Annotated in this window: 14 protein-coding genes and 1 pseudogene; 7 read left to right on the top strand and 8 right to left on the bottom strand. The window is 67.2% G+C overall.

Annotation, left to right across the window (positions count from 1 at the left end; translation table 11 throughout):
• The 3 genes from modA to FOE78_RS05870 form a co-directional block, all read right to left on the bottom strand.
• Entirely contained in the window at positions 1 to 867 is an 867-nt protein-coding gene (modA, locus tag FOE78_RS05880) for a molybdate ABC transporter substrate-binding protein (protein WP_228266072.1), read from the bottom strand.
• Entirely contained in the window at positions 864 to 1,256 is a 393-nt protein-coding gene (locus FOE78_RS05875) for a TOBE domain-containing protein (RefSeq protein ID WP_143985467.1), read from the bottom strand. Before FOE78_RS05875 ends, modA begins: the two co-directional genes overlap by 4 nt.
• A 68-nt stretch (positions 1,257 to 1,324) precedes the next feature.
• On the bottom strand, positions 1,325 to 2,056 hold the full coding sequence (locus FOE78_RS05870; RefSeq protein ID WP_143985466.1) for an MgtC/SapB family protein: 732 nt from the start codon (positions 2,054 to 2,056) through the stop codon (positions 1,325 to 1,327).
• Here FOE78_RS05870 and FOE78_RS05865 point away from each other — a divergent pair.
• Together FOE78_RS05865 and purF are read left to right on the top strand one after the other, a co-directional pair.
• A complete protein-coding gene (locus FOE78_RS05865) occupies positions 2,042 to 3,862 on the top strand; it encodes an alpha-L-arabinofuranosidase C-terminal domain-containing protein (RefSeq protein ID WP_143985465.1) in 1,821 nt (606 codons plus the stop codon). The genes FOE78_RS05870 and FOE78_RS05865 overlap by 15 nt on opposite strands.
• Positions 3,863 to 4,031: 169 nt before the next feature.
• Positions 4,032 to 5,486, top strand: coding sequence for an amidophosphoribosyltransferase (gene purF / locus FOE78_RS05860; RefSeq protein ID WP_143985464.1), 1,455 nt, complete (start codon positions 4,032 to 4,034; stop codon positions 5,484 to 5,486).
• 302 nt (positions 5,487 to 5,788) lie between these two features.
• Here purF and FOE78_RS05855 read toward each other — a convergent pair whose 3' ends face one another.
• From FOE78_RS05855 to rpoB, 4 genes are all read right to left on the bottom strand, one after another.
• Positions 5,789 to 7,033 (bottom strand): MFS transporter, encoded by a 1,245-nt coding sequence (locus FOE78_RS05855; RefSeq protein ID WP_143985463.1) that lies wholly within the window; start codon positions 7,031 to 7,033, stop codon positions 5,789 to 5,791.
• Positions 7,034 to 7,250: 217 nt separating this feature from the next.
• Entirely contained in the window at positions 7,251 to 8,159 is a 909-nt protein-coding gene (locus tag FOE78_RS05850) for an SET domain-containing protein (protein WP_143985462.1), read from the bottom strand.
• A gap of 251 nt (positions 8,160 to 8,410) precedes the next feature.
• A complete protein-coding gene (locus FOE78_RS05845) occupies positions 8,411 to 12,268 on the bottom strand; it encodes a DNA-directed RNA polymerase subunit beta' (protein ID WP_143985461.1) in 3,858 nt (1,285 codons plus the stop codon).
• Between the two features lie 126 nt (positions 12,269 to 12,394).
• Positions 12,395 to 15,886: a DNA-directed RNA polymerase subunit beta gene (rpoB, locus tag FOE78_RS05840; RefSeq protein ID WP_143985460.1), complete on the bottom strand. Its 3,492-nt coding sequence runs from the start codon at positions 15,884 to 15,886 to the stop codon at positions 12,395 to 12,397.
• A 613-nt stretch (positions 15,887 to 16,499) separates the two neighbouring features.
• On the opposite strand from rpoB, the gene FOE78_RS05835 reads away from it, so the two are divergent.
• The 5 genes and pseudogenes from FOE78_RS05835 (at position 16,500) to FOE78_RS05815 (ending at position 20,427) form a co-directional block, all read left to right on the top strand.
• Positions 16,500 to 17,405: a LysR substrate-binding domain-containing protein gene (locus FOE78_RS05835; protein WP_143985459.1), complete on the top strand. Its 906-nt coding sequence runs from the start codon at positions 16,500 to 16,502 to the stop codon at positions 17,403 to 17,405.
• Positions 17,402 to 17,788: pseudogene (locus tag FOE78_RS24740) on the top strand (alkaline phosphatase family protein); the annotation flags it as partial. The gene FOE78_RS05835 and the pseudogene FOE78_RS24740, both read left to right, overlap by 4 nt.
• A 26-nt stretch (positions 17,789 to 17,814) precedes the next feature.
• A complete protein-coding gene (locus FOE78_RS05825) occupies positions 17,815 to 18,396 on the top strand; it encodes an alkaline phosphatase family protein (RefSeq protein ID WP_228266071.1) in 582 nt (193 codons plus the stop codon).
• Positions 18,393 to 19,226, top strand: coding sequence for an EamA family transporter (locus tag FOE78_RS05820; protein WP_143985456.1), 834 nt, complete (start codon positions 18,393 to 18,395; stop codon positions 19,224 to 19,226). The genes FOE78_RS05825 and FOE78_RS05820 overlap by 4 nt, the downstream gene beginning before the upstream one ends.
• A 187-nt stretch (positions 19,227 to 19,413) precedes the next feature.
• Positions 19,414 to 20,427 (top strand): phosphotransferase family protein, encoded by a 1,014-nt coding sequence (locus FOE78_RS05815; protein ID WP_143985455.1) that lies wholly within the window; start codon positions 19,414 to 19,416, stop codon positions 20,425 to 20,427.
• Positions 20,428 to 20,704: 277 nt separating this feature from the next.
• On the opposite strand, the gene FOE78_RS05810 is transcribed toward FOE78_RS05815, so the two are convergent.
• Positions 20,705 to 21,982 (bottom strand): ion channel protein, encoded by a 1,278-nt coding sequence (locus FOE78_RS05810; RefSeq protein WP_228266070.1) that lies wholly within the window; start codon positions 21,980 to 21,982, stop codon positions 20,705 to 20,707.
• Between the last annotated feature and the right edge of the window lie 25 nt (positions 21,983 to 22,007).

Genomic DNA, 22,007 nt, shown 5'->3' with positions numbered 1-22,007 from the left:
TCATGGTTTGCCGAAGCCGGCCGCCTGCAGCACCTGCTGGCCGGCGGCGGACCGGACGTACGCGACGAAGGCGGCCGCTCCGTCGGGATTCTTCGCGTCCTTGAGTGCGACCAGCGGGTACTGGTTCACCACCGACGACGCTTCGGGGAAGTCGATCCCGTGCACCTTGTCGCCGGCCGCCGCCACATCGGTCTTGTAGACCAGTGCCGCGTCCACCTCGTTCTGTTCGACCTTCTGCAACGCGGCCTTGACGTCGGTCTCGTAGCTCACCGGCTTCGGAGTGATCTTGGCGTCGGCGAAAACCTTCTGCGCTGCCGCTCCGCAGGGCACCTCCTTGGCACACAAGGCGGTCTTGTACTTGGGGTCGGCGAAGTCGGCCAGGCCGGTGACGTGTCCCGGGTTTCCTGCTGGCACAGCGATCTCGAGCGTGTTGGTCGCGAAGATCGCCGGTTTGGCGGACGCGTTGCCGGCGTCGGTCACCAGCTTCATCGTGCGTTCGTCGGCAGTGGCCAGCACGTCGGCGGGCGCACCCTGGTTGACCTCGGTGGCCAGGGTCGCACTGGAACCGAAGGAGAAGGTCACCGTGCTGCCCGGGTGAGCCTGCTCGAAATTCTTGCCGATGGTGCTGAACGACTCGGTCAGTGAGGCCGCCGCCAACACGGTGATCTTGCCGGTCACCGCCGACGCCGAGGTGCCGGCGGTCGGCCGGCCGGAGGCCGGTTGTTGATCACCGCATCCGGTGGCCGCGATCGCCAGCAGGACGCCCGCGATGATCATGATCATTTTCTGCAGGCGGCTGTTGATCATGCTGTTGCCGATCCACCTGCCGCTGATCGTGCCGGCGTTGAGCCCGCTGTTGTTGATCATTGCGGCACCTCGACCACGACCGTGGTGGCCTTGACCGCGGCCACCGCCAGCACTCCCGGCTCCAGCCCGAGATCATCGGCTGCCTCCGCCGACATCAGCGAGACGACCCGAAACGGGCCGCACTGCAGGTCGACCTGGGCCATCACCTCGTCCTTGACCACCCGGGTGACCAGCCCGGTGAAGCGATTGCGAGCACTGGTGGCCACCGGGTCGCCGCCGGTCGGTTCGGTCGCCACCTGTTGGGCCAGGCGGGCCAGTTCGGCTCCGTCGATCCGGGTCGGCCCGGGGCCGTCGACGACCTTCAACCGGCTCGACTCGATCCAACGGCGTACGGTGTCGTCGCTCACGCCCAGCAGACCGGCGGCCTGAGATATCCGATAGTGCGGCACAGATGGCACTCTATCGCCGCAATTGCGGATCAGTGGCCGCATTTCAACGACGGCTGCCAGACCCACTCCTAGCTGGAGTTGTCGTCGTCATCCTCGGCCCAGTCCACCGAGCGCACGCCCTCGACGCTGGCGATGGCGTCCAACAGGTCGCCGGGATCGGTGCCGCCCTCGGCCGCGATGAACACCGCGACGTAGCCCGGGTCGGTGCGATGTGAGCCGGTGCGCAGCCGGGAGATCCGCCACCTGCGCTGGGTGATCACCTCGACGATGTCGCGGAGCAGACCGTGGCCGTCGCGATACTCGATCTGCATCTCCGCCTCGCCCTTGCGGTGGCTGAGACGATGCAGCAGCGGACCCATCAAGATCACCAGGAAGTACGCGGCCGACACCACCCCGGCCAGCACGAACAGGCTGCCGCCGCAGGCCATCCCGATCGCGGCGGTCAGCCAGATCGACGCCGCGGTGGTCAGACCTCGTACCGCATCCGAACGGAAGACGATGATGCCGGCGCCGAGAAAGCCGATCCCGGACACGATCTGGGCGGCGACTCGGCTCGGATCCAGGCTGACGCCGTGGACGCCCAGCAGGTCGGCGAAACCGTACTTGGACACCAGCATGAACAGCGCGGATCCCAACCCCACCAGGGCATGCGTGCGAACGCCCGCCTGTTTGCCGCGCACCTGCCGTTCGAAGCCGATCGCCAGCGACAGCAGCAGCGCGGCGCCGAGCTCCGGCAACCGCTCGAGCTGCAGATCCCACTGCAGGTTGGTCTGCAGCAAGATCAAATGAGCCGTATCCATCAACACCTCCGTCAGCGAACCAACCTATTCGGTACCCGGCGGGTGGTGGTCGAACCCGGCCGGTGCGCCGTCCGGCTGCGGGCCGGATGGCGTACGGTGCCGCGCAGGTCAGCAGGGGATTTTCATGATCAAGGAGTGATCAACACCGTGAGCAGGCTCGCAGCACCGGCCACCGCGACGATCGAGATCGACACTCGGCATCCGGTTGGTGTCATCGACGACAACATCTACGGGCACTTCCTGGAGTCGGCGTTCTTCGGCAACATCGAGGGCGGCGTGCTGGACGAAGGATCCGGGTTGTCGATCAAGGAGCCCGGACTGCTGCAGGGATTGCGGGCCGACGTGCTCGAGCTCTGCCGGGAGCTGATGCCGGGCCCGATCCGCTGGCCGGGCGGGAACTTCACCTCCGGCTATCACTGGACCGACGGCATCGGGCCGCGCAACCACCGGCCGACCCGGCTGGAGCTGGCCTGGGGCGGTCGGGAGAGCAACCGCTTCGGCACCGACGAGTTCCTGGCCTGGTGCGAGGCTGTCGGCGGCCGACCCTATCTCGCGCACAGCGCCCGGGACGTCGAAGAGGCAGTGCGCTGGGTGGAATACACCAACGCCGCCGCCGGCAGCACCACGCTGGCCCGAGCCCGCGAGCGCAACGGTCGCAGCGCACCGTGGCGGGTGCGTTACTGGGGCGTCGGTAACGAGGTGTACGGACCCTGGCAGCTGGGCCATCGCAGTGCCGAGGCGTACGCCCGGGACGCTCGCGAGCACGCCGGATTCATGAAGGCGGTCGATCCGTCGATCATCACCATCGGGGTCGGGATTCCGCCGTACCAGCAGGAATGTCAGGAGGAGTGGACGCGGCCGTTGCTGCAGCGGGCCGGTCGGCAGCTGGATCTGCTCTCGCTGCATCTGTACGGTGCCAACGCCGGTCTCTACCTGGCCGACGACTACGACGACACGCTCTCCCAGAGCGTGCACTTCGAGAACGAGCTGCAGTCCTACTCGCGGCTGGTCGCCGAGTTGGCCGATCAGGCCGGTCTCGACCGGCCGCCTGGCCTGGTGATGGACGAATGGAACATCCGGCATGTCGAGCCCGCGGGATGGCCCCAGCCGCAGCCGGGTGCCGACGGCGGCACCGCGCCCCGCGACCTTCCCTCGACCGACGCCCCTGCCGCCAATGGCGACGGCTATCGGGTGAATCGGTGGAGTCCGCGCACGCTGACCGATGCGCTGTTCTACGCCGGAGTGTTCAACGCCGTGCACCGAACCGCCGGACTACCGGCACCGTTCGCGATGGCCAACGCGGTCAACCTGGTCAACGCCAACGGGATCGTGGTGGCCCGGCCGGGCGGCGCCGTACGCAGCACCGCGTTCTGGGTGTGGAAGCTCTATCGGGAGCAGACCGGGCGCACTGCTTTGACCGCTCGGGTCAACGGGCCGGCACGCACCGGCGCGATCCGGCACGGCGACGTACGCGACAAGCACGGCGACTTCCTCACCAGCCCGGGCACCATCGCCGACCTGGACGTGTCGGCGACCCTGGCCGCCGACGGCAGCCTCCGGCTCGCGGTGATCAACCGCCACCGCAGCCGCCCCAGCACCGCGAAGTTGATCTTGGACGGAGCCGCCGACGGGCCGCGGACCGCGCGGATTCACTGCCTGGGCGGCGATCTGGACGACCCGTCGACCGCGAACACCCTTGACCGCCCGGACGCGGTCGCGGCACGGGATCACGGCGAGGTCGAGGCGGTCGACGGCGGCTGGACCTTCCCGCCGCACTCGCTGTCGATCCTGACCCTGTCCCGCTGACGACCCGCCACCCACGTTCCCGCGCACCGGCGGCGCTGCCGCGCAAGTTCCAACCTCCGCGGGAGCACCGGGAGTGCGCGGGAGCGCTGGTAGCGGGCCGGATAGTCTGGCGCCGACTGGTGCGGTTCGTACCGGGCAACGACCTATCTCTCGCGGGAGCTATCCGGGCATGTGCGGCATCGTCGGCATCGTTTCCTCCGAACCTGCCAACCAGCAGCTCTACGATGCCCTGCTGATGCTGCAGCACCGCGGCCAGGACGCCACCGGGATCGTCACCGCCGACGGGCCGACGTTCCATCTGTCCAAGGCCCGCGGTCAGGTGCGGGAGGCGTTCCGGACCCGGGACATGCGCTCGCTGCTCGGCAACCTCGGCCTCGGCCACGTCCGCTACACCACCCAGGGTGATGCCGCCAACGAGCGGGAGGTGCAGCCGTTCTACGTCAACGCTCCGTACGGGATCAGCTTGATCCACAACGGCAACCTGACCAATGCCCGGCAGTTGGCCGATGATCTGTTTCACATCGACCGCCGGCACATGAACTCCACCAGCGACACCGAGATGCTGTTGAACGTGCTGGCCACCGAACTGCAGAAGCAGATCAGTGGGATCGAATTGGAACCGGAGCAGATCTTCGCGGCGGTCCGGCAGACGCATCAGCGACTGCAGGGCTCGTACGCGGTGATCAGCCTGATCGCCGGCTACGGGCTGCTGGCGTTCCGGGATCCGTACGGGATTCGGCCGTTGATCTTGGGCCGGCGCGAAACTGATCATGGAACCGACTGGATCGTCTGTTCGGAATCGGTGGCCGCAGAGGGTTCCGGCTTCGAGGTGGTGCGTGAGGTCGAGCCGGGCGAAGCGATCTTCATCAGCGAGTCCGGGGAGTTGATCGCCCGCCAGTGCGCCGCACAAACGAAACTTGTACCCTGCGCCTTCGAGTACATCTACCTGGCGCGACCGGACTCGATCATGAACGGCATCTCGGTGTACGAGGCGCGGTTGCGGATGGGCGATCGGCTGGCGGCGAGGATCCGACAGCAGGCGCCGGCCGGTGACATCGACGTGGTGATGTGCGTGCCGGAGTCGTCGCGGCCGGCGGCGATGCAGGTCGCGCGCAATCTCGGCATCGAGTATCGGGAAGGGTTCTACAAGAACGTCTATGTCGGCCGGACGTTCATCATGCCCGGGCAGGCGACCCGGCGGCGCAGCGTACGGCAGAAGCTGAACCCGATCAGTTCGGAGTTCAAGGGCAAGAACGTGTTGATCATCGAGGACTCGATCGTCCGCGGCACCACCTCGTCGCAGATCATCGAGCTCGCCCGGGCCAGTGGCGCCAACTCGGTTTCCTTCGCCTCCGCCGCGCCGCCGATCCGTTTTCCCAACGTGTACGGGATCAACATGCCCTCGCCGGACGAGTTGCTGGCCCACGATCGCAGCGTGGACGAGATCAACCAACTGCTCGGCGCCGACCGGTTGATCTACGCCGAGGTGTCCGATCTGATCGCTGCTGTCACCGACGGTTCACCGGTAGATGATCTTGAAGTCAGTTGCTTCACCGGCAACTACGTCACCGGCACCGTCACCCAGGAATACCTCGACTGGGTCCGCACCAACCAACTCTCCTGATCGCCCCCAAAGACCCGTCAAAGGGTCCTGAGCCCGTCGAAGGGCAATGAACTCCAACGGACCAACCTCGGACCAGACCCAAGCACCTCCACACCCCGCCAGCGACTGACCGGCGTACGACGACCACCCGGCCCCGCGGATCCCAGGAGGCTCCGCACCAGTACGGCCGGCTATGGGTGCCGAACCTCCTCGGATCCAGGGCGACGTGCCTACGAGAAGGTCCGGTCCGATCAGTGCTACCCGCCGTGGGACAACTTGACTCAATCTCGATTCGATGCGCCGAGGAGATCACCCGTCCGAGGTCAACGGTCGGTGGCGGACGCACTGCTCGTACCGGTCGACGCCGGTTCGACGTGGCGGCGATGATCATGGGGCACCAAGGGCACCGCGGCGGCCGGGCACAACGCCACCAGCGCGAAGGCGGCGGGGTAGCCGACCAGACCGATCAGACCGCCGACGACCGGCGCGACGGCCGATGCGGCCAGAAATTGGGCGGTGTTCTGGGTGCCGAGCGCCCGCCCGGACCAGAAGGGACCGGCGACCTCGGCGATCGCGGTGAACGCCAAGCCGTTGTCGGCAACGGTGATCACCGAGGCGACCACCATGATCACCACCGCCCACGGCGAGTGAAGTTGATCAAGGAGCGCGAGCAGGCCCATGGTCAGGGCCGCCGCGATCGCAACCCAGCGCAGCGGGCGCATCCGGCTGCGTACCAGATCGGACAGCTGACCCGCACCGATCCGGCCGATGGCACCGAGGAACTGAGTGCCGGCCACCAGCAGCCCTGCCGTCCCGGCCGCCCAGCCGCGGTCGGCGACCAGCCATACCAGCATGAACGTCCAGACGGTGAACTGCGGCACCACCAACAGCACCGAGACCGCATGCACGCGCCACAGAAAACTGCTGCCACGGTAGGGATTGCGCAGGTGCCCGGCCTGATCGGCGGCAGTGCGCGACGGCCGTGGCGGATCGATCACCACGATCACGGTGCACAGCACGGCGACCAGCGCCAGGGCGGCGGCCAGCCAGAGTGCCGCACCCAGCCCGTGCCGCTCGGCCAGCACCGGTACGGTCAGCGCGGCGATCCCGACCCCCAACGGCTGCGCCATCTGCCGGATGCCCATCGCCAAGCCGCGCCGATGGGCCGGGAACCAACCGACCACGATTCGGCCGCTGGCCACGTTCGAACTGGCCGCAGCCATCCCGCCCAGCCCGAGGAAGACACCCAGCCCGACCAGCCGACCCGTACTGATCGACGTCGCGCCTACCGTGGGCCCGACCGCGCCCGTACTGCCGATCAGTGCCGCCGCAACTGCGGCCGCAGCGGTCAGCCCCAGTCCGATCATCAGTGCGCGGCGTTCCCCGAAACGATCGACGAACGCGCCCCATGCAACCAGCGTCAGCATGATGCCGATGGTGGGCGCTGCGACCAGCGCGCCGGCTTGACTGAGGCTCAGCCCCAGCCGGTTGAGCTCGGGAATGAGAAAGGCCGCACCGTGCACGAAGTACGCGCTGACCGCCTGGTCGAGCAACCCGACCCCGAGCATCACCCAACGACGTGAGCTGCCCGGATCCGCGCGTCTTATATTCTGATACGCCCGTCTCATACCGCAATACTCGCATCTCGGCGAGCAGCTCGCAGCTCCCCGACCGCGCACTGAGACCCGCACTCCCGCACCGCTCACAGCATCACGCACCGGCTGCAACCGGTGCGGCTGGCGGCAACTGGTGCGGGAAGGGGCGAGGCCGGGGAACGGGCGCGGGTCATCTGCGGAGACGGGCTCCGAGTTCGAGCGCGCGCCGAATTCTCGCGACCAGCCGCTCCGGATGGAACAGGTCGTCCCACACCCAGCGGACGACGATGTAGCCCAGCTCGCGCAGCCGGTCCTCACGCTGCTTCTCACGGAACACGGCGTCACCGGCGACCTCCCCCGGCCGCAGCAATCTTCCGTACTTGATCTCGCCGTCGAACTCGCCGATGACCTTCATGTCCTCCCAGCAGAAGTCGACCTCGGCGTGGAAACCGTCCGGCCCGTCGAACGCGACCTGCAGTTCGGGCAGCGGAAGCCCGTGCTCGATCATGACCACTCGGCTGAGCGACTCCCCGTAGCTCTGGCTTCGTGCATCGATCACGCTGGCAGCTCGCCGAGCGGTGCGAATGCCCCGACGCCGCTTGGCCTGCTCCAGTTGCTCGACGACGGCTCGCGGATCCATTCCGCGCCGGAGTGCGGCATCCCCTGCCGCCACCGCTTCGGAGAGTCGTACGGTGCGAGCGAGATCAACAAACGTACGGTCCAGACTCGTCACCCGCAGCCCGTCGATGACAACCGCCTCGGGACCGGCGATCGGCGCGACGTGAACGTGCACACCGGTTCGGATTCGTCCGCTGCAGTTGCGATTCCTGGTCAGGTGGACCAGCTGCATCGCGGCCCGCGGGACCGGCAACTGATGGATCACCGCCGCCGAGCCGAAGCTGATCACCGAATCCGACTCCGCCAGCTGAAAGGTCGCCTCGACGAGCAGCCGGTGATACTGCTCGGCGGTCAGCTGCTCGGCCGTGAAGTACGCTCCCCGCCGCAGGTGTCGCAGTTCGCCGGTGCGGCTCATGCTCCGCAGTTCGCCGTGTTCCAGCCCGGCCATGATCAGGTCGCGGGCCAACAATGGTTTGCTCACACCCACACATTGCGAATTTCGGCGCCGCTGTGTCCGCCCCGATTCGCCGGCTGTGGATAACTTCCCGCCTGTGGATACGGACCCGCGCCCGCAGGCCCACTCGCGCACCAGGTGCAGCACCCCGCACCGGCTGCACCTGGTGCGGGGTGCTGCACCTGGTGCGGGAAGGGCGAGGCCCGGGGCACGGGTCGGGCTGGGAACGGCGGAGGGGCGGGCCCGGGTGGGCCCGCCCCTCCGGCGTTCTCAGTCGATCAGCGGTAGTCGCCGCCGATGTCGAACTCCTCCAGCGGGACCGCAGCGCCGCTGCCGGTGCCGAAGTCGTAGTCGAACGGGTCGTAGCCGACCATCGAGTACGCCTGCGCACGCGCCTCCGCGGTGGGCTCCACCCGGATGTTGCGGTAGCGCTCCAGGCCGGTGCCGGCCGGGATCAGCTTGCCGAGGATGACGTTCTCCTTCAGACCGACCAGCGAGTCGGACTTGCCGTGGATCGCGGCGTCGGTGAGCACCTTGGTGGTCTCCTGGAAGGAGGCCGCCGACAGCCACGACTCGGTCGCCAGCGACGCCTTGGTGATGCCCATCAGCACCGGACGACCGGAAGCCGGCGTCCCGCCCTCGGCAACCACCTTGCGGTTGGCAGCCTCGTACGACGGACGGTCGACCAGGTCGCCGGCCAGCAGCTCGGAGTCGCCGGACTCGATCACCGTCACCCGGCGCAGCATCTGCCGGATGATGATCTCGATGTGCTTCTCGTGGATCTCCGCACCCTGCGTGCGGTACACGGTCTGCACCTCTTCCACCAGGTGCTCCTGCACCTTGCGGACACCGAGGATGCGCAGCACGTCCTGAGGATCCGGCGTACCTGCGGTCAGCTGCTGCCCGACCTCGACATGATCACCCTCGTCGACCAGCATCCGCACCCGGCGGCTGACCGCGATCTCGATCTTGTCCGACCCGTCGTCGGGGGTGATGATCAACTTCCGCGAACGATCACCGTCCTCGACCTCGATCCGGCCGGCGGTCTCGGCGATCGGCGCCTTGCCCTTCGGGGTACGAGCCTCGAACAACTCGACCACACGCGGCAGACCCTGGGTGATGTCATCACCCGCGACACCACCGGTGTGGAAGGTCCGCATGGTCAGCTGGGTCCCCGGCTCACCGATGGACTGGGCCGCGACGATACCGACAGCCTCGCCGACGTCGACCAGCTTGCCGCTGGCCAGCGACCTGCCGTAGCACATGGCGCAGGTGCCGGTGGCGGCCTCACAGGTGAGGACGCTGCGCACCTTGACCGTGTTGATGCCGTTCTCGATCAGCAGCTTGATGTTGACGTCACCAAGATCAACTCCGGCCGGCAGCAGCACGTTGCCGTCGGAGTCCAGTACGTCGACAGCCAGCGTCCGGGCGTACACCGCGGTCTCGACGTGCTCGTCGGCGACCAGCTTGCCGTTCTCCTCGATCGCGATGATCTTGTTCAGACCCCGCTCGGTGCCGCAATCCTCCTCGCGGATGATCACGTCCTGGCTGACGTCCACCAGACGCCGGGTCAGGTAACCCGAGTCGGCGGTCCGCAGCGCGGTGTCGGCCTGGCCCTTACGACCACCGTGAGTGGAGTTGAAGTACTCCAACACGGTCAGACCCTCACGGAAGTTGGACTTGATCGGCCGGGCGATGATCTCGCCCTTCGGGTTCACCACCAGGCCACGCATGGCGGCGATCTGCCGCATCTGCACCATGTTTCCGCGAGCACCCGAGTGCACCATCATGTAGATCGGGTTGGTCTTGGAGAAGTTCTTCTCCATGGCCTGCCCGAGCACGCTGGTGGCGTCGGTCCAGATCTCGATCAGTTCCTGGCGCCGCTCGTCCTCGGTGATCAGGCCGCGGTCGTACTGGGTGTCGACCTTCTCCGCCCGAGCCTCGTAGTCGGACAGGATCTCGACCTTGTCGGCCGGGGTGGAGACGTCACCGATGGACACGGTGACACCGGACCGGGTGGCCCAGTGGAAGCCGAGTTCCTTCAGGTTGTCCAGGCAGGTCGCCACCTCGGACTTCGGGTAGCGCTCGGCCAGATCGTTGACGATCGCGCCCAGCTGCTTCTTGCCCACCTCGCCGTTGACGAACGGGTAGTCGTCCGGCAGCGCCTCGTTGAACAGCGCCCGGCCGAGTGTGGTGTCCAGCAGGATGGTGCCGTCGGGGCGCAGCTCGGCTCCGGCCGGCGGAACGATGTCCCGCATCCGGATCTTCACCGGCGCCTGGACTGCGATCTCGTGCAGGTCGAAGGCCATCTGCGCCTCGGCCACCGAACCGAACACCCGACCGGCGCCCTCGACGTCGTCGCGGTCCATGGTCAGGTAGTAGCCGCCGATGATCATGTCCTGGGTCGGCATGGTCACCGGACGTCCGTCGGCCGGCTTCAGGATGTTGTTGGTCGACAACATCAGGATCCGGGCCTCGGCCTGGGCCTCCGCGCTCAGCGGCAGGTGTACGGCCATCTGGTCACCGTCGAAGTCGGCGTTGAACGCCGTACACACCAACGGGTGGATCTGAATGGCCTTGCCCTCGATCAGCTGCGGCTCGAACGCCTGGATGCCCAGCCGGTGCAGGGTCGGTGCGCGGTTCAGCAGCACCGGATGCTCGGCGATGACCTCTTCTAGGACGTCCCAGACGACCGGTCGCTGACGCTCCACCATCCGCTTGGCGGACTTGATGTTCTGCGCGTGGTTCAGGTCGTCCAGCCGCTTCATCACGAACGGCTTGAACAGCTCCAGCGCCATCGCCTTCGGCAGACCGCACTGGTGCAGCTTCAGCTGCGGGCCGACCACGATGACCGAACGGCCGGAGTAGTCGACGCGCTTGCCGAGCAGGTTCTGCCGGAACCGGCCCTGCTTGCCCTTGAGCATGTCCGAGATCGACTTCAGCGGACGGTTGCCCGGCCCGGTGACCGGACGGCCGCGGCGGCCGTTGTCGAACAGCGAGTCGACGGCCTCCTGCAGCATCCGCTTCTCGTTGTTGACGATGATCTCGGGCGCACCAAGATCAAGAAGCCGCTTCAGCCGGTTGTTCCGGTTGATCACCCTGCGGTACAGATCGTTCAGGTCAGAGGTGGCGAACCGGCCACCGTCGAGCTGAACCATCGGCCGCAGATCCGGCGGGATGACCGGGACGCAGTCCAGCACCATCGCGTCGGCCGCGTTGCGGGTCGACAGGAACGCCGACACCACCTTCAGCCGCTTCAGGGCGCGGGTCTTGCGCTGGCCCTTGCCGGTCTGAATGGTCTCGCGCAGGTTGGCCGCCTCGGCGTGCAGGTCGAAGGTCTGCAGGCGCTTCTGGATCGCGTCGGCACCCATCGAGCCCTCGAAGTACTTGCCGAACCGGTTCTTCATCTCCCGGTAGAGGATCTCGTCGCCCTCGAGGTCTTGGACCTTGAGGTTCTTGAACCGGGTCCAGACCGCGTCCAGCCGGTCCAGCTCACGCTGGGCCCGGTCGCGCAGCTGCTTGACCTCACGCTCGGCACCCTCACGGACCTTGCGCTTGACGTCGGACTTGGCGCCCTCGGCCTCGAGCTGGGCCATGTCGGTTTCGAGCTTCTTCATCCGGGTCTCGATGTCTGAGTCCCGGCGGCCCTCGAGCTGCTTGCGCTCGGTGTCGATCTTGGCCTCCAGCGACGACAGGTCGCGGTGCCGCGCCTCGTCGTCGACCGAGGTGATCATGTACGCCGCGAAGTAGATGACCTTCTCCAGGTCCTTCGGGGCGATGTCCAGCAGGTAGCCCAGGCGGCTCGGAACACCCTTGAAGTACCAGATGTGGGTGACCGGGGCGGCCAGTTCGATGTGGCCCATCCGCTCGCGGCGGACCTTGGAACGGGTCACCTCGACGCCGCAGCGCTCACAGATGATGCCCTTGAAGCGGACCCGCTTGTACTTGCCGCAGTAGCACTCCCAGTCCCGGGTGGGACCGAAGATCTTCTCGCAGAACAGCCCGTCCCGCTCCGGCTTCAGGGTGCGGTAGTTGATGGTCTCCGGCTTCTTGACCTCGCCGAACGACCAGGCCCGGATCTCGTCGGCGCTGGCCAGACCGATCCGGATCGTGTCGAAGAAGTTCACATCGAGCACAGTGTCTGTCTCTCTTATCTCTAAATCACTGAGGAAGTTGTTGGCTCTTGGGACTGACCCCTGCCCGTCTTGTCAGTGCGTGGTTTGGCTATAGCCACACCAGCGACTGACAAGTCGGCTTGGTGGTCAGACTTCTTCGACTCCGAGGTCGGCGCCGGGACGGCGCGACAGGTCGATACCGAACTCGTCGGAGGCGCGGTAGGTGTCCTCATCGGAATCCCGCAGCTCCACCTCGGTCCCGTCGGAGCTCAGCACCTCGACATTCAGGCAGAGGGACTTCATCTCCTTCACCAGCACCTTGAACGACTCGGGGATGCCCGGTTCGGGGATGTTCTCGCCCTTGACGATGGCCTCGTACACCTTGACCCGGCCCGGGATGTCGTCGGACTTGATGGTCAGCAGCTCCTGCAGAGCCCAGGCAGCGCCGTACGCCTCCAGGGCCCAGACCTCCATCTCGCCGAACCGCTGGCCACCGAACTGCGCCTTACCACCGAGCGGCTGCTGGGTGATCATCGAGTACGGGCCGGTCGAGCGAGCGTGGATCTTGTCGTCGACCAGGTGGTGCAGCTTCAACATGTAGATGTAGCCGACACCCACCGGATCCGGGAACGGCTCACCGGAGCGGCCGTCGAACAGCCGCGCCTTGCCGTCGGAGTTGACCATCCGATTGCCGTCCTGGTTGGGCAGCGTGTGCCCGAGCAGACCGGTGATCTCGCCCTCGGTCGCGCCGTCGAACACCGGCGTCGCCAACCGGGAATCACCCGGCACGTGGGTCAGACCGACCGAACGCAGCCGCTCGGCCCAGGGCTCGTCGACGCCCTCGACGTCCCAGCCCTGCTTGCCGACCCAACCGAGGTGGGTCTCCAGCACCTGACCGACGTTCATCCGGCTCGGCACGCCCATCGGGTTCAGGATGATATCGACCGGGGTCCCATCCTCCAGGAACGGCATGTCCTCGCTCGGCAGGATCTTGGAGATGACGCCCTTGTTGCCGTGCCGGCCGGCGAGCTTGTCGCCGTCCTGGATCTTCCGCTTCTGGGCCACGTACACCCGGACCAGCTGGTTGACGCCCGGGGACAACTCGTCGTCGGACTCGCGGTCGAAGACGCGCACACCGATCACGGTGCCGGACTCGCCGTGCGGGACCTTCAGCGAGGTGTCGCGGACCTCACGGGCCTTCTCACCGAAGATCGCCCGCAGCAGTCGCTCCTCCGGCGTCAGCTCGGTCTCGCCCTTCGGGGTGACCTTGCCGACCAGGATGTCGCCGGTGCCGACCTCGGCACCGATCCGGACGATGCCGCGCTCATCCAGGTCGGCCAGCATCTCCTCGCTGACGTTCGGGATGTCGCGGGTGATCTCCTCGGCACCGAGCTTGGTGTCGCGGGCGTCGACCTCGTGCTCCTCGATGTGGATCGAGGTGAGGACGTCGTCCTGGACCAGCCGCTGGTTGAGGATGATCGCGTCCTCGTAGTTCAGACCCTCCCAGGGCATGAAGGCGACCAGCAGGTTGCGGCCCAGCGACATCTCGCCACCGTCGGTGCAGGGACCGTCGGCGATCGGCGTACCGACCTCGACCCGCTGACCGGCGGAGACCAGCGGACGCTGGTTGATGCAGGTGCCGTGGTTGGACCGCTGGAACTTCTCCAGCTTGTAGACCCGGTAGTTGCCGTCGTCCTGCGCGACCTCGACCAGGTCGGCGGTGACGGACTGGACCACACCGGCGGCCTTCGCCGTGGTGACGTCGGCCGCGTCGACCGCACCGCGGTACTCCATCCCGGTGCCGACGAACGGCGCCTCAGACTTGACCAGCGGCACCGCCTGGCGCTGCATGTTGGAGCCCATCAACGCACGGGAGGCGTCGTCGTGCTCCAGGAACGGGATCATCGCGGTGGCCACCGAGACCATCTGCCGCGGCGAGACGTCGATGTAATCGACCTCGTCGGCCTTGATCTCGTCGGTGTCGCCGTGCCGCTTGCGGACCAGCACCCGCTCCTCAAGGAACTTGCCGTTCTCGTCCACCTTGGCGTTGGCCTGGGCGACGTCGAAACGATCTTCCTCGTCGGCGGTCAGGTAGTCGATCTGGTCGGTAACCACGCCGTCGACGACCTTGCGGTACGGGGTCTCGATGAAGCCGAAGGCGTTCACCCGGGCGAAGGAGGCGAGCGAGCCGATCAGGCCAATGTTCGGGCCTTCCGGGGTCTCGATCGGGCACATCCGGCCGTAGTGCGAGGTGTGCACGTCACGGACCTCCATGCCGGCCCGGTCACGGGACAGACCACCCGGACCCAGCGCCGACAACCGGCGCTTGTGGGTCAACCCGGCCAGCGGGTTGGTGTCGTCCATGAACTGGGACAGCTGGGAGGTGCCGAAGAACTCCCGCAGCGCCGCGGTCACCGGGCGGACGTTGATCAACGTCTGCGGGGTGATGGCCTCGACGTCCTGGGTGGTCATCCGGTCTCGGACAACGCGCTCCATCCGGGACAGACCGGTACGCAGCTGGTTCTGCACCAGCTCGCCGACGGTCCGCAGCCGGCGGTTGCCGAAGTGATCGATGTCGTCCTCTTCGACCACCAGTTCGCTGCCGTCGGCCGCGGGTAGGGTCTCCTTGCCCTCGTGCAGCGCGACCACGAACTTGATGGTGGCGACGATGTCGTCGATGGTCAGCACCTGCTGGTCGAACGGCAGCCCGACGCCCAGCTTCTTGTTGATCTTGTACCGACCGACCTTGGCCAGGTCGTACCGCTTCGGATTGAAGTAGTAGTTCTCCAGCAGGGTCTGGGCGGCCTCGCGGGTCGGCGGCTCGCCCGGACGGAGCTTGCGGTAGATGTCCAGCAGCGCCTCGTCCTGGGTGGAGGTGTGGTCCTTCTCCAGGGTGAGCCGCATGGACTCGTACTCGCCGAACTCCTCCAGGATCTGCGCGTCGGTCCAGCCGAGCGCCTTCAGCAGCACGGTGACGTTCTGCTTGCGCTTGCGGTCCAGCCGGACACCGACGGTGTCGCGCTTGTCGATCTCGAACTCCAGCCAGGCACCCCGGGACGGGATGATCTTGGCGGTGAAAATCTCCTTGTCGGAGGTCTTGTCCGGGGTCTGCTCGAAGTAGACACCCGGGGACCGGACGAGCTGGGACACCACGACACGCTCGGTGCCGTTGACGATGAAGGTCCCCTTGTCCGTCATCAGCGGGAAATCACCGATGAAGACGGTCTGGCTCTTGATCTCACCGGTCTCGTTGTTCATGAACTCGGCGGTCACGAAGAGGGATGCGGCGTAGTTGACGTCGCGCTCCTTGCACTCCTCCACCGAGTACTTCGGCGGCTCGAAGCGGTAGTCGCGGAACGACAGCGACATGGTCTGGGAGAAGTCCTCGATCGGGGACAGCTCCTCGAAGACCTCTTCGAGACCGGACTTGGTGTTGACGTCGGTACGTCCTGCGGCCAGATCCGCCTCGACGCGTGCCTTCCACACGTCGTTTCCGACCAGCCAGTCGAAGGACCGGGTCTGCAGATCCAGCAGATTCGGAACTTCGAGCGGTTCGTCGATCTTGGCGAATGAGATGCGGCCGGAAGCCGAGATTGGCGACTTCTTGGAGTGGGATGAGGCAGTGCGCGAGGCGGCCAAGAGTGGTCCTTCCGAGGGCTCGCGGGCGGTTCCGTGTGGTTGCGTCTATTCACTTGAGTACGCGTCTGGCAGGCCTTCGCTTGTCAAGCAGGCCAAACGCCCACCGGGCACCCGCTCCAGCAGCGGTTCGGGCCACCCGAACCCACGCACGACAAACGACCCGAGTCAAGTGAAACGGGTTGACGAAAAGCATGGGCAAGATGACAGACTACAACGACGGCCGCGGATTGTAAACCCCGCAGGGCGCGCGCCACCAGAACCGACCGGGCCGAGTCCCCCTGACCGGCCCCGAGACCTCCCCGGACGGAGTTGCCTCGCGGTTTAACGGCAGGAAGCTTACTCAGCGAGGTTGCACCCGCAAGCGACGCGCGGAAGATTGCCGCGTCCCGGCTGATGCGAGCGCGCCGGATCCTCGGCACTGGGGATGGGCGCGCGGTAAGAACGTCGGACGGGTTGACCCGAACCCCCACGAATGGGCGGTTTGAGCTCATCCCGCCCGACGTTCTTACCGACCCGCGCACAGGCGTCGCTTCCCATGCCGGTGAACGGGCAGCTATGATCCCGTCGTGTATAGGGATTATCGAAATCTCGATCTGATAAATAGGTCATCCCGATGATCAATCTGGCGCACCTGCGCGCCTTCCATGCGGTTGCCGAGGCGGGCAGCTTCACCGCCGCTGCCCGGCAGCTGCAGATCAGCCAACCCACGCTGTCGGAGCAGGTCCGGGCGCTGGAGAACCGCTACCAGGTGATGCTGTTCGACCGCAGCGGGCGGACCGCACGACTGACTCGACTGGGCCGCGACCTGTACGAGGTCACCGGCCGACTCGCCCGCGCCGAGGCCGCGGCCGAACGACTGCTCTCGGACTCGGCCGAGCTCCGATCCGGCGAGTTGCGGATCGCCGCCGACGCGCCCGTGCACGCGATGCCGCTGTTCGCCGAATTGGAACGCCGGCACCCGGGGCTGCGGGTGAGCCTGAGCTCGGGCAACTCGGAGAAGGTGATGGCCGACCTGCTGGAGCACGAGGCCGACGTCGCCATCACCGCCGATCCGGGCTCGCACCCCGGGATCTGTGCCGAGCCGCTGATGCGCAACGACCTGGTCGCCGTCGTCCCGTCGGATCACCGCTTCGCCGACCGGGACGCGATCACCGGTGAGGAACTCGTCGGCGAACGACTGATCCTGCGCGAACCGCAGTCGATGACCCGACGCCGGCTCGCCCAGGCCCTGGCCGCGGTGCACCTCGAACCGGCCGACGTGGTCACCGTGGACAGTCGCGAGGCCGTGCACGTCGCCGTACGCGAGGGGCTGGGAGTCGGCGTCAGCGCCGTACGGGAGGTCCCCGACGATCCCCGCATCGTCGCCGTTCAGGTCAGCGGCATCGACCTCTCCCTGACCCAATACCTGGCCTGCGCGCGGGACCTGCGTGAGCGGCAGCCGATCCGCACCGTCTTCGAGATCGCCCACCGCGTGATCGGCGACCCTCGATCCACGGCACCCACCAGCCAGTCGGCATGAACCAACCAAGCAGCACGACGAGAGAAGAGGAATCGCAGATGACTTCGACCCAGCAGGACCAACTCGCCGCGAACGAGGCTCGGCCGTCCGACGGTCCGAGCACCCGACACGTGTTGGTGATCGGCATCGACGGTGTCCGCTACGACACGCTGCGCCGACTGCCGACACCCGGCATCGACGCCATCGCCGAGGCAGGCTTCCTTGCGCCGGTACGGGTCAACGAGGCCGGGCCGACCATCTCCGGGCCGAGCTGGGCGACCATCTTCACCGGGGTGCTGGCCGACCGGCACCTGATCTTCGACAACGACTTCACCGGCCATCGGCTGCAGGACTTCCCGGATCTGATCAAGCTGGCGCAGCGGGAGCGGCCCGGCCTGCCGGCCTTCGCGGGGCCAGTTGGACCCCGTTGGTGGACCACGTCAGTGGCGGGCCGATGTTCGCCGACGGCGGCTTCGTACCCGTTCCGTCGACCGACGGTGAATCGCCGGAGGGCCTGGACGCGCTGGACGAGCAGGTCACCCGACGGGCCGAGGAATTCATCGCCGGTCACGACAGCAGTCAAGGCAGCCTGCTGGTCTGCTACCTCGGCGCACCGGACGAGATCGCGCATGCCCACGGCACCGGTCCGCTGTACGACGAGTCGATTGCCCGGGCCGACGCTCGGGTCGTGCGGCTGTTGGCAGCCATCGGCGCGCGGCCCGAGGAGGAGTGGACGGTGATCGCGGTCACCGACCACGGCCACGTCGACGCCGGCGGGCACGGTGGCGACAGCGACGAGGAGCGCACCGCCTGGATCGCTGCCCGCGGCCCGTTCACCCGGGTGCTCGGCACCGGCGTGGTACCCGAGGGCCTCGAGCAGGCCGACGTCGCTGCTCACGCGATGGCCACCCTGCGGATCAACGATGCTGCCTGGGCGCACATGACCGGCCGACCGTTCGACCTGCCGCGGGCGAGCGTTGAGGCGGGGACGACGGGCGCAGCGCGCGAATGAGTCTGACCGCGGCGCTGGTGTTGGCCAGCGCCTTGCTGCACGCGATCTGGAACACCGCCGCGAAGTCGGTCGGCGATCGGTGGGTGTCGAGTGCCCTGATGGGCTGCGGCTACCTGATCGCCGGCTTGGTCACGGTGTTACTGCGGCCGTCGCCGGACCCCGAGTCCTGGCCGTTTCTGATCACCTCGGCGATCCTGCAGGTGGTCTATCTGCTGTTGCTCACCAGCGCCTACCAGCACGGCGACATGAGCCGGCTCTATCCGCTCATCCGCGGGCTGGATCCCTTGCTGGTAACGATTGTGGCGCTGACCGTGCTCGGCGAGCGGATCAGCGGCTGGGCGCTGTTCGGGATCGGCATGCTGTGCGCGGGACTGGCGGTTCTGGCCCTCGGTCGAGGACTGCCCCGGCGCGGTGACGGGATCGGCCTGGCGGTGCTGACCGGCTGCTGCATCGCCGCGTACAGCCTGGTGGACGGGATCGGAGTCCGGCACAGTGGTGAGGCGATCGGCTACGCCGGCTGGATGTTCGTCATCCAGGCGCCGTTGTTGATCATCACGGCTCGCTGGCGAGGCGGTGCTGATCTTGTCCCGCGGATGCGGCCACACGCGATCAAGGGCATCGTCGGCGGCCTGCTTTCCTTTCTCACGTACGGAATCGTGGTCTGGGCGCAGAACCGGATGCCGCTGTCGATGGTGGCCGCGCTGCGCGAGACCGGCGTGGTCTGGGCCGTCCTGCTGGGCGCGGTCCTCCTGCGAGAACGGCTCAGCCGCCGCGGCGTGATCGCCGCCGGACTCGCCCTGGCCGGCGCCATGCTGGTCGACCTGACCTGATCTTGGGCGCCCCACCATCGGGTGCAGGATCGCGCTGCGCGCCGATCGGCCGGGTCTCTCTGCGCGAACGTCCCAGTCGGGTGAGGATCAATCACCGGGCACTCGCGGGCACCTCGGTCCGCGGCCGGTTCGGGTGTCACCCGAAAGCGTGTCGCCCCGGTAGGCGGTCTGTCGTTACGATCGCGGGATGTCGGAGCGCGAAGTCAGGTCACCATCCGACAGGTCTCCGTCCGACCGGTCTCCATCCGATGTGGACCGCAGGCAGCACCTGGCCACGCTGCACAGCGCGTGGGCGACGCCGCTGAACGTGGTGGCGGCTGTGGTCGGCGAGGTGACGAAAGCGCCGATCGTGGACTCCCGCCGCATCGTCGAGGGCGAGCAGAACGAGGTCTACGACGTCACCCTGGACCAAGCCCCATCGGTGATCGTACGGATCTCGCACACCGGATCCGAGGCGCACGACCGGGAGGCGTGGGTTCTCGGCCAGTGTGCGGTGCGGGGCATTCGGGCGCCTCGGGTTCACGCTGTTCGTCGCGTCGAGGTTTGCAGCGAGTTTCGGTCCGTGATGGTGACGGAGAAGCTGCCGGGTGTGCGGCTCGCCGACCTTGATCCGGACGACGTCGACGTTCGTCGCGTGCTGGAAGAGGTTGGAGCGTGGCTGAAGCAGCTCCACACCATCCCGGTACGAGGCCTCGGCAACCTCGACGGCTCAGGCGTCGGTACGTTCGAGACGTTGGATGAGTGGCTGGCCAACGTGACCACCCAGGCGAGACTGTTCGAGGACGCCGGCCGATCGGTCGGACTCGAACCGACGACGATCCGAGGATGGCTCCGCGAGATCCTCGACTCGCTCCGGGGAGCCTCACCCCGGATGACGATGAGCCACAACGACCTCCTCGCCGTTCACGTCCTGGTACATGACGGGAGGTTGTCGGGGATCATCGACTTCGGCGTGGCCGCAGCCGAACCTGCGGCGAACGACTTCGCCAAGTGGTCATTCCGAGAAGGGGCCCGTTTCCCGGTCGAATGGATCCAGGCCGGCTACGGCGACCCCGGCTTGTTCGAGCCGCCGAACGACCGCAGCTACCGCGCGCTCTGGCTCCTTCACGGACTCTGGTATCTGCGTCACTACTACGTGACAGGCTTTCCTGCCGGCGTCCGAGCCGGCCGCGACCGATTGCTGAGCCGACCCGGGCGGTAGCCCCGCCATACAGGAAACCGGCTGCCAGCGCGCGGCGGATCGTCCGAGAGACAGCATCGTCGTCGCGGACGGAACCTAGAACTCATTGACGTGAATGTACCGACCCACTCGTGAGGGTTCCTGCGGACAGGATCACGACCACGTCTCGTCCGCAATGGATCGCTCGCCACCACGAGTGGCGATGACATTTGTATACGCGTTGGCCCGATCGAGCCGTTTTCGGCGGGTTCGGGCGGACCGGTATACAAAAACATGGGTGGGCGACGGGCAAGCCGAGTCAGCTCGTCGCCGGACCTTCGTTCTCGATCAGCATCAGCGGGCGGCTGCGGACCAGCAGCCACAGCGGCAGCACGACCAGGCAGAGCACCGGGAGTACCTGGACGTCGCCGACCATCGCCACGCCCATGAAGAGGGCCAGCCAGCCGTCCCGGGCGACGACCATGGCGGCGCCGGTCACCGCGGCCGCAAGCGTGAGACCGAGCGGGAGGCTCGGGATCAGCGCGTGGGCGGCGAGTCCCACCGCCACTCCGATGAACACCGACGGGAAGATCCGCCCACCGCGGAAGCCGGCGCAGGCAGCCAGCACCAGGGCCGCGAGTTTGATCACCGCGAATCCGAACAGCGCCAGCACCGAGTAGTCGGCGGCGTGTTTGGTCAGCTCCTGCATCTCGTCCAACCCCTTGAACAGGGTCAGCGGGCCGCCGATGGCACCGAGGATGCCCAGCAGCAGACCCCCCAGACCGAGCATCAGGATCGGATACCTCATCCGATGGAAAGCCGAATGCACGTAGCGAAAAGCCCACACGCCGAGCAGACACAACAGGGCCGCGACGATGGCCACCGCGGGCGCCGAGATCAGGTCGACCCAGGCCGGTGAGGTGTACTTCGGCACGCTCACCGACAGTTGCGGCATCCCGATCAACGTCATCGTCAGCGAGCCGGTGCCGGCGGCCACCAGCGGCCCGAACAGTCGGTCGAACAGGGGTCCCTTTCCCTTGCCCGCGACCAACTCGGTCATCAAGAGTGCGGCGCCGACCGGGGTGCCGAACATCGCTCCGATCGTCCCGGACGCCGCCATCAGGGTGGTGGCCGGCTTCGGTACGCCGACCTTGACCACGCTGACCAGCCAGACCGAGAGCGCCACATTGACCGCGATGATCGGATTCTCCGGGCCGAGGCTGACGCCACCGGCCAGGCCCAAGATCAACGCCGCGATCAGTCCGGGCAGCGTCCGCATCGGCAACGGCGGTGCGACCAGCTCCGTCGCGGCCGGGTCGTTGCCGGCATGCCCGGCCGCCCATTGCACGACCGCACCGACCGCCAGGCCGGTGGCGGTGAGCACGGCGATGATCCACCACCAGGTGTCGCCACCGTGCTCCAACCCCTGCGGCAACACGTCCCACAACCAATGCTGGAGCTGATTGGCCACCCAGGACACCAGCGCCAGACTGACGCCGGACAGCACGCCGATCACAGCGGCGGGAATCGCCAGCTTGGCCAGACGGCCGGTCGTCAACGCGTCCGCCTCGCCGCGCGCCGTGGAGTCAATCGACACAGCAGGAGTGTATCCAGATAACGCC

It is taken from the genome of Microlunatus elymi (genome assembly GCF_007362775.1).
GTDB classification, from domain to species: domain Bacteria; phylum Actinomycetota; class Actinomycetes; order Propionibacteriales; family Propionibacteriaceae; genus Microlunatus; species Microlunatus elymi.
The sequence above is the reverse complement of the archived record's forward strand: the minus strand, read 5'-3'. Positions and strand labels throughout refer to the sequence as shown.

Coding starts and splice junctions, on each gene's coding strand:
- modA (WP_228266072.1), bottom strand. CDS start 867: ATGATCAACAACAGCGGGCTCAACGCCGGCACGATCAGCGGCAGGTGG.
- FOE78_RS05865 (WP_143985465.1), top strand. CDS start 2,042: ATGAGCCGTATCCATCAACACCTCCGTCAGCGAACCAACCTATTCGGT.
- FOE78_RS05870 (WP_143985466.1), bottom strand. CDS start 2,056: ATGGATACGGCTCATTTGATCTTGCTGCAGACCAACCTGCAGTGGGAT.
- purF (WP_143985464.1), top strand. CDS start 4,032: ATGTGCGGCATCGTCGGCATCGTTTCCTCCGAACCTGCCAACCAGCAG.
- FOE78_RS05855 (WP_143985463.1), bottom strand. CDS start 7,033: ATGCTCGGGGTCGGGTTGCTCGACCAGGCGGTCAGCGCGTACTTCGTG.
- FOE78_RS05835 (WP_143985459.1), top strand. CDS start 16,500: ATGATCAATCTGGCGCACCTGCGCGCCTTCCATGCGGTTGCCGAGGCG.
- FOE78_RS05820 (WP_143985456.1), top strand. CDS start 18,393: ATGAGTCTGACCGCGGCGCTGGTGTTGGCCAGCGCCTTGCTGCACGCG.
- FOE78_RS05815 (WP_143985455.1), top strand. CDS start 19,414: ATGTCGGAGCGCGAAGTCAGGTCACCATCCGACAGGTCTCCGTCCGAC.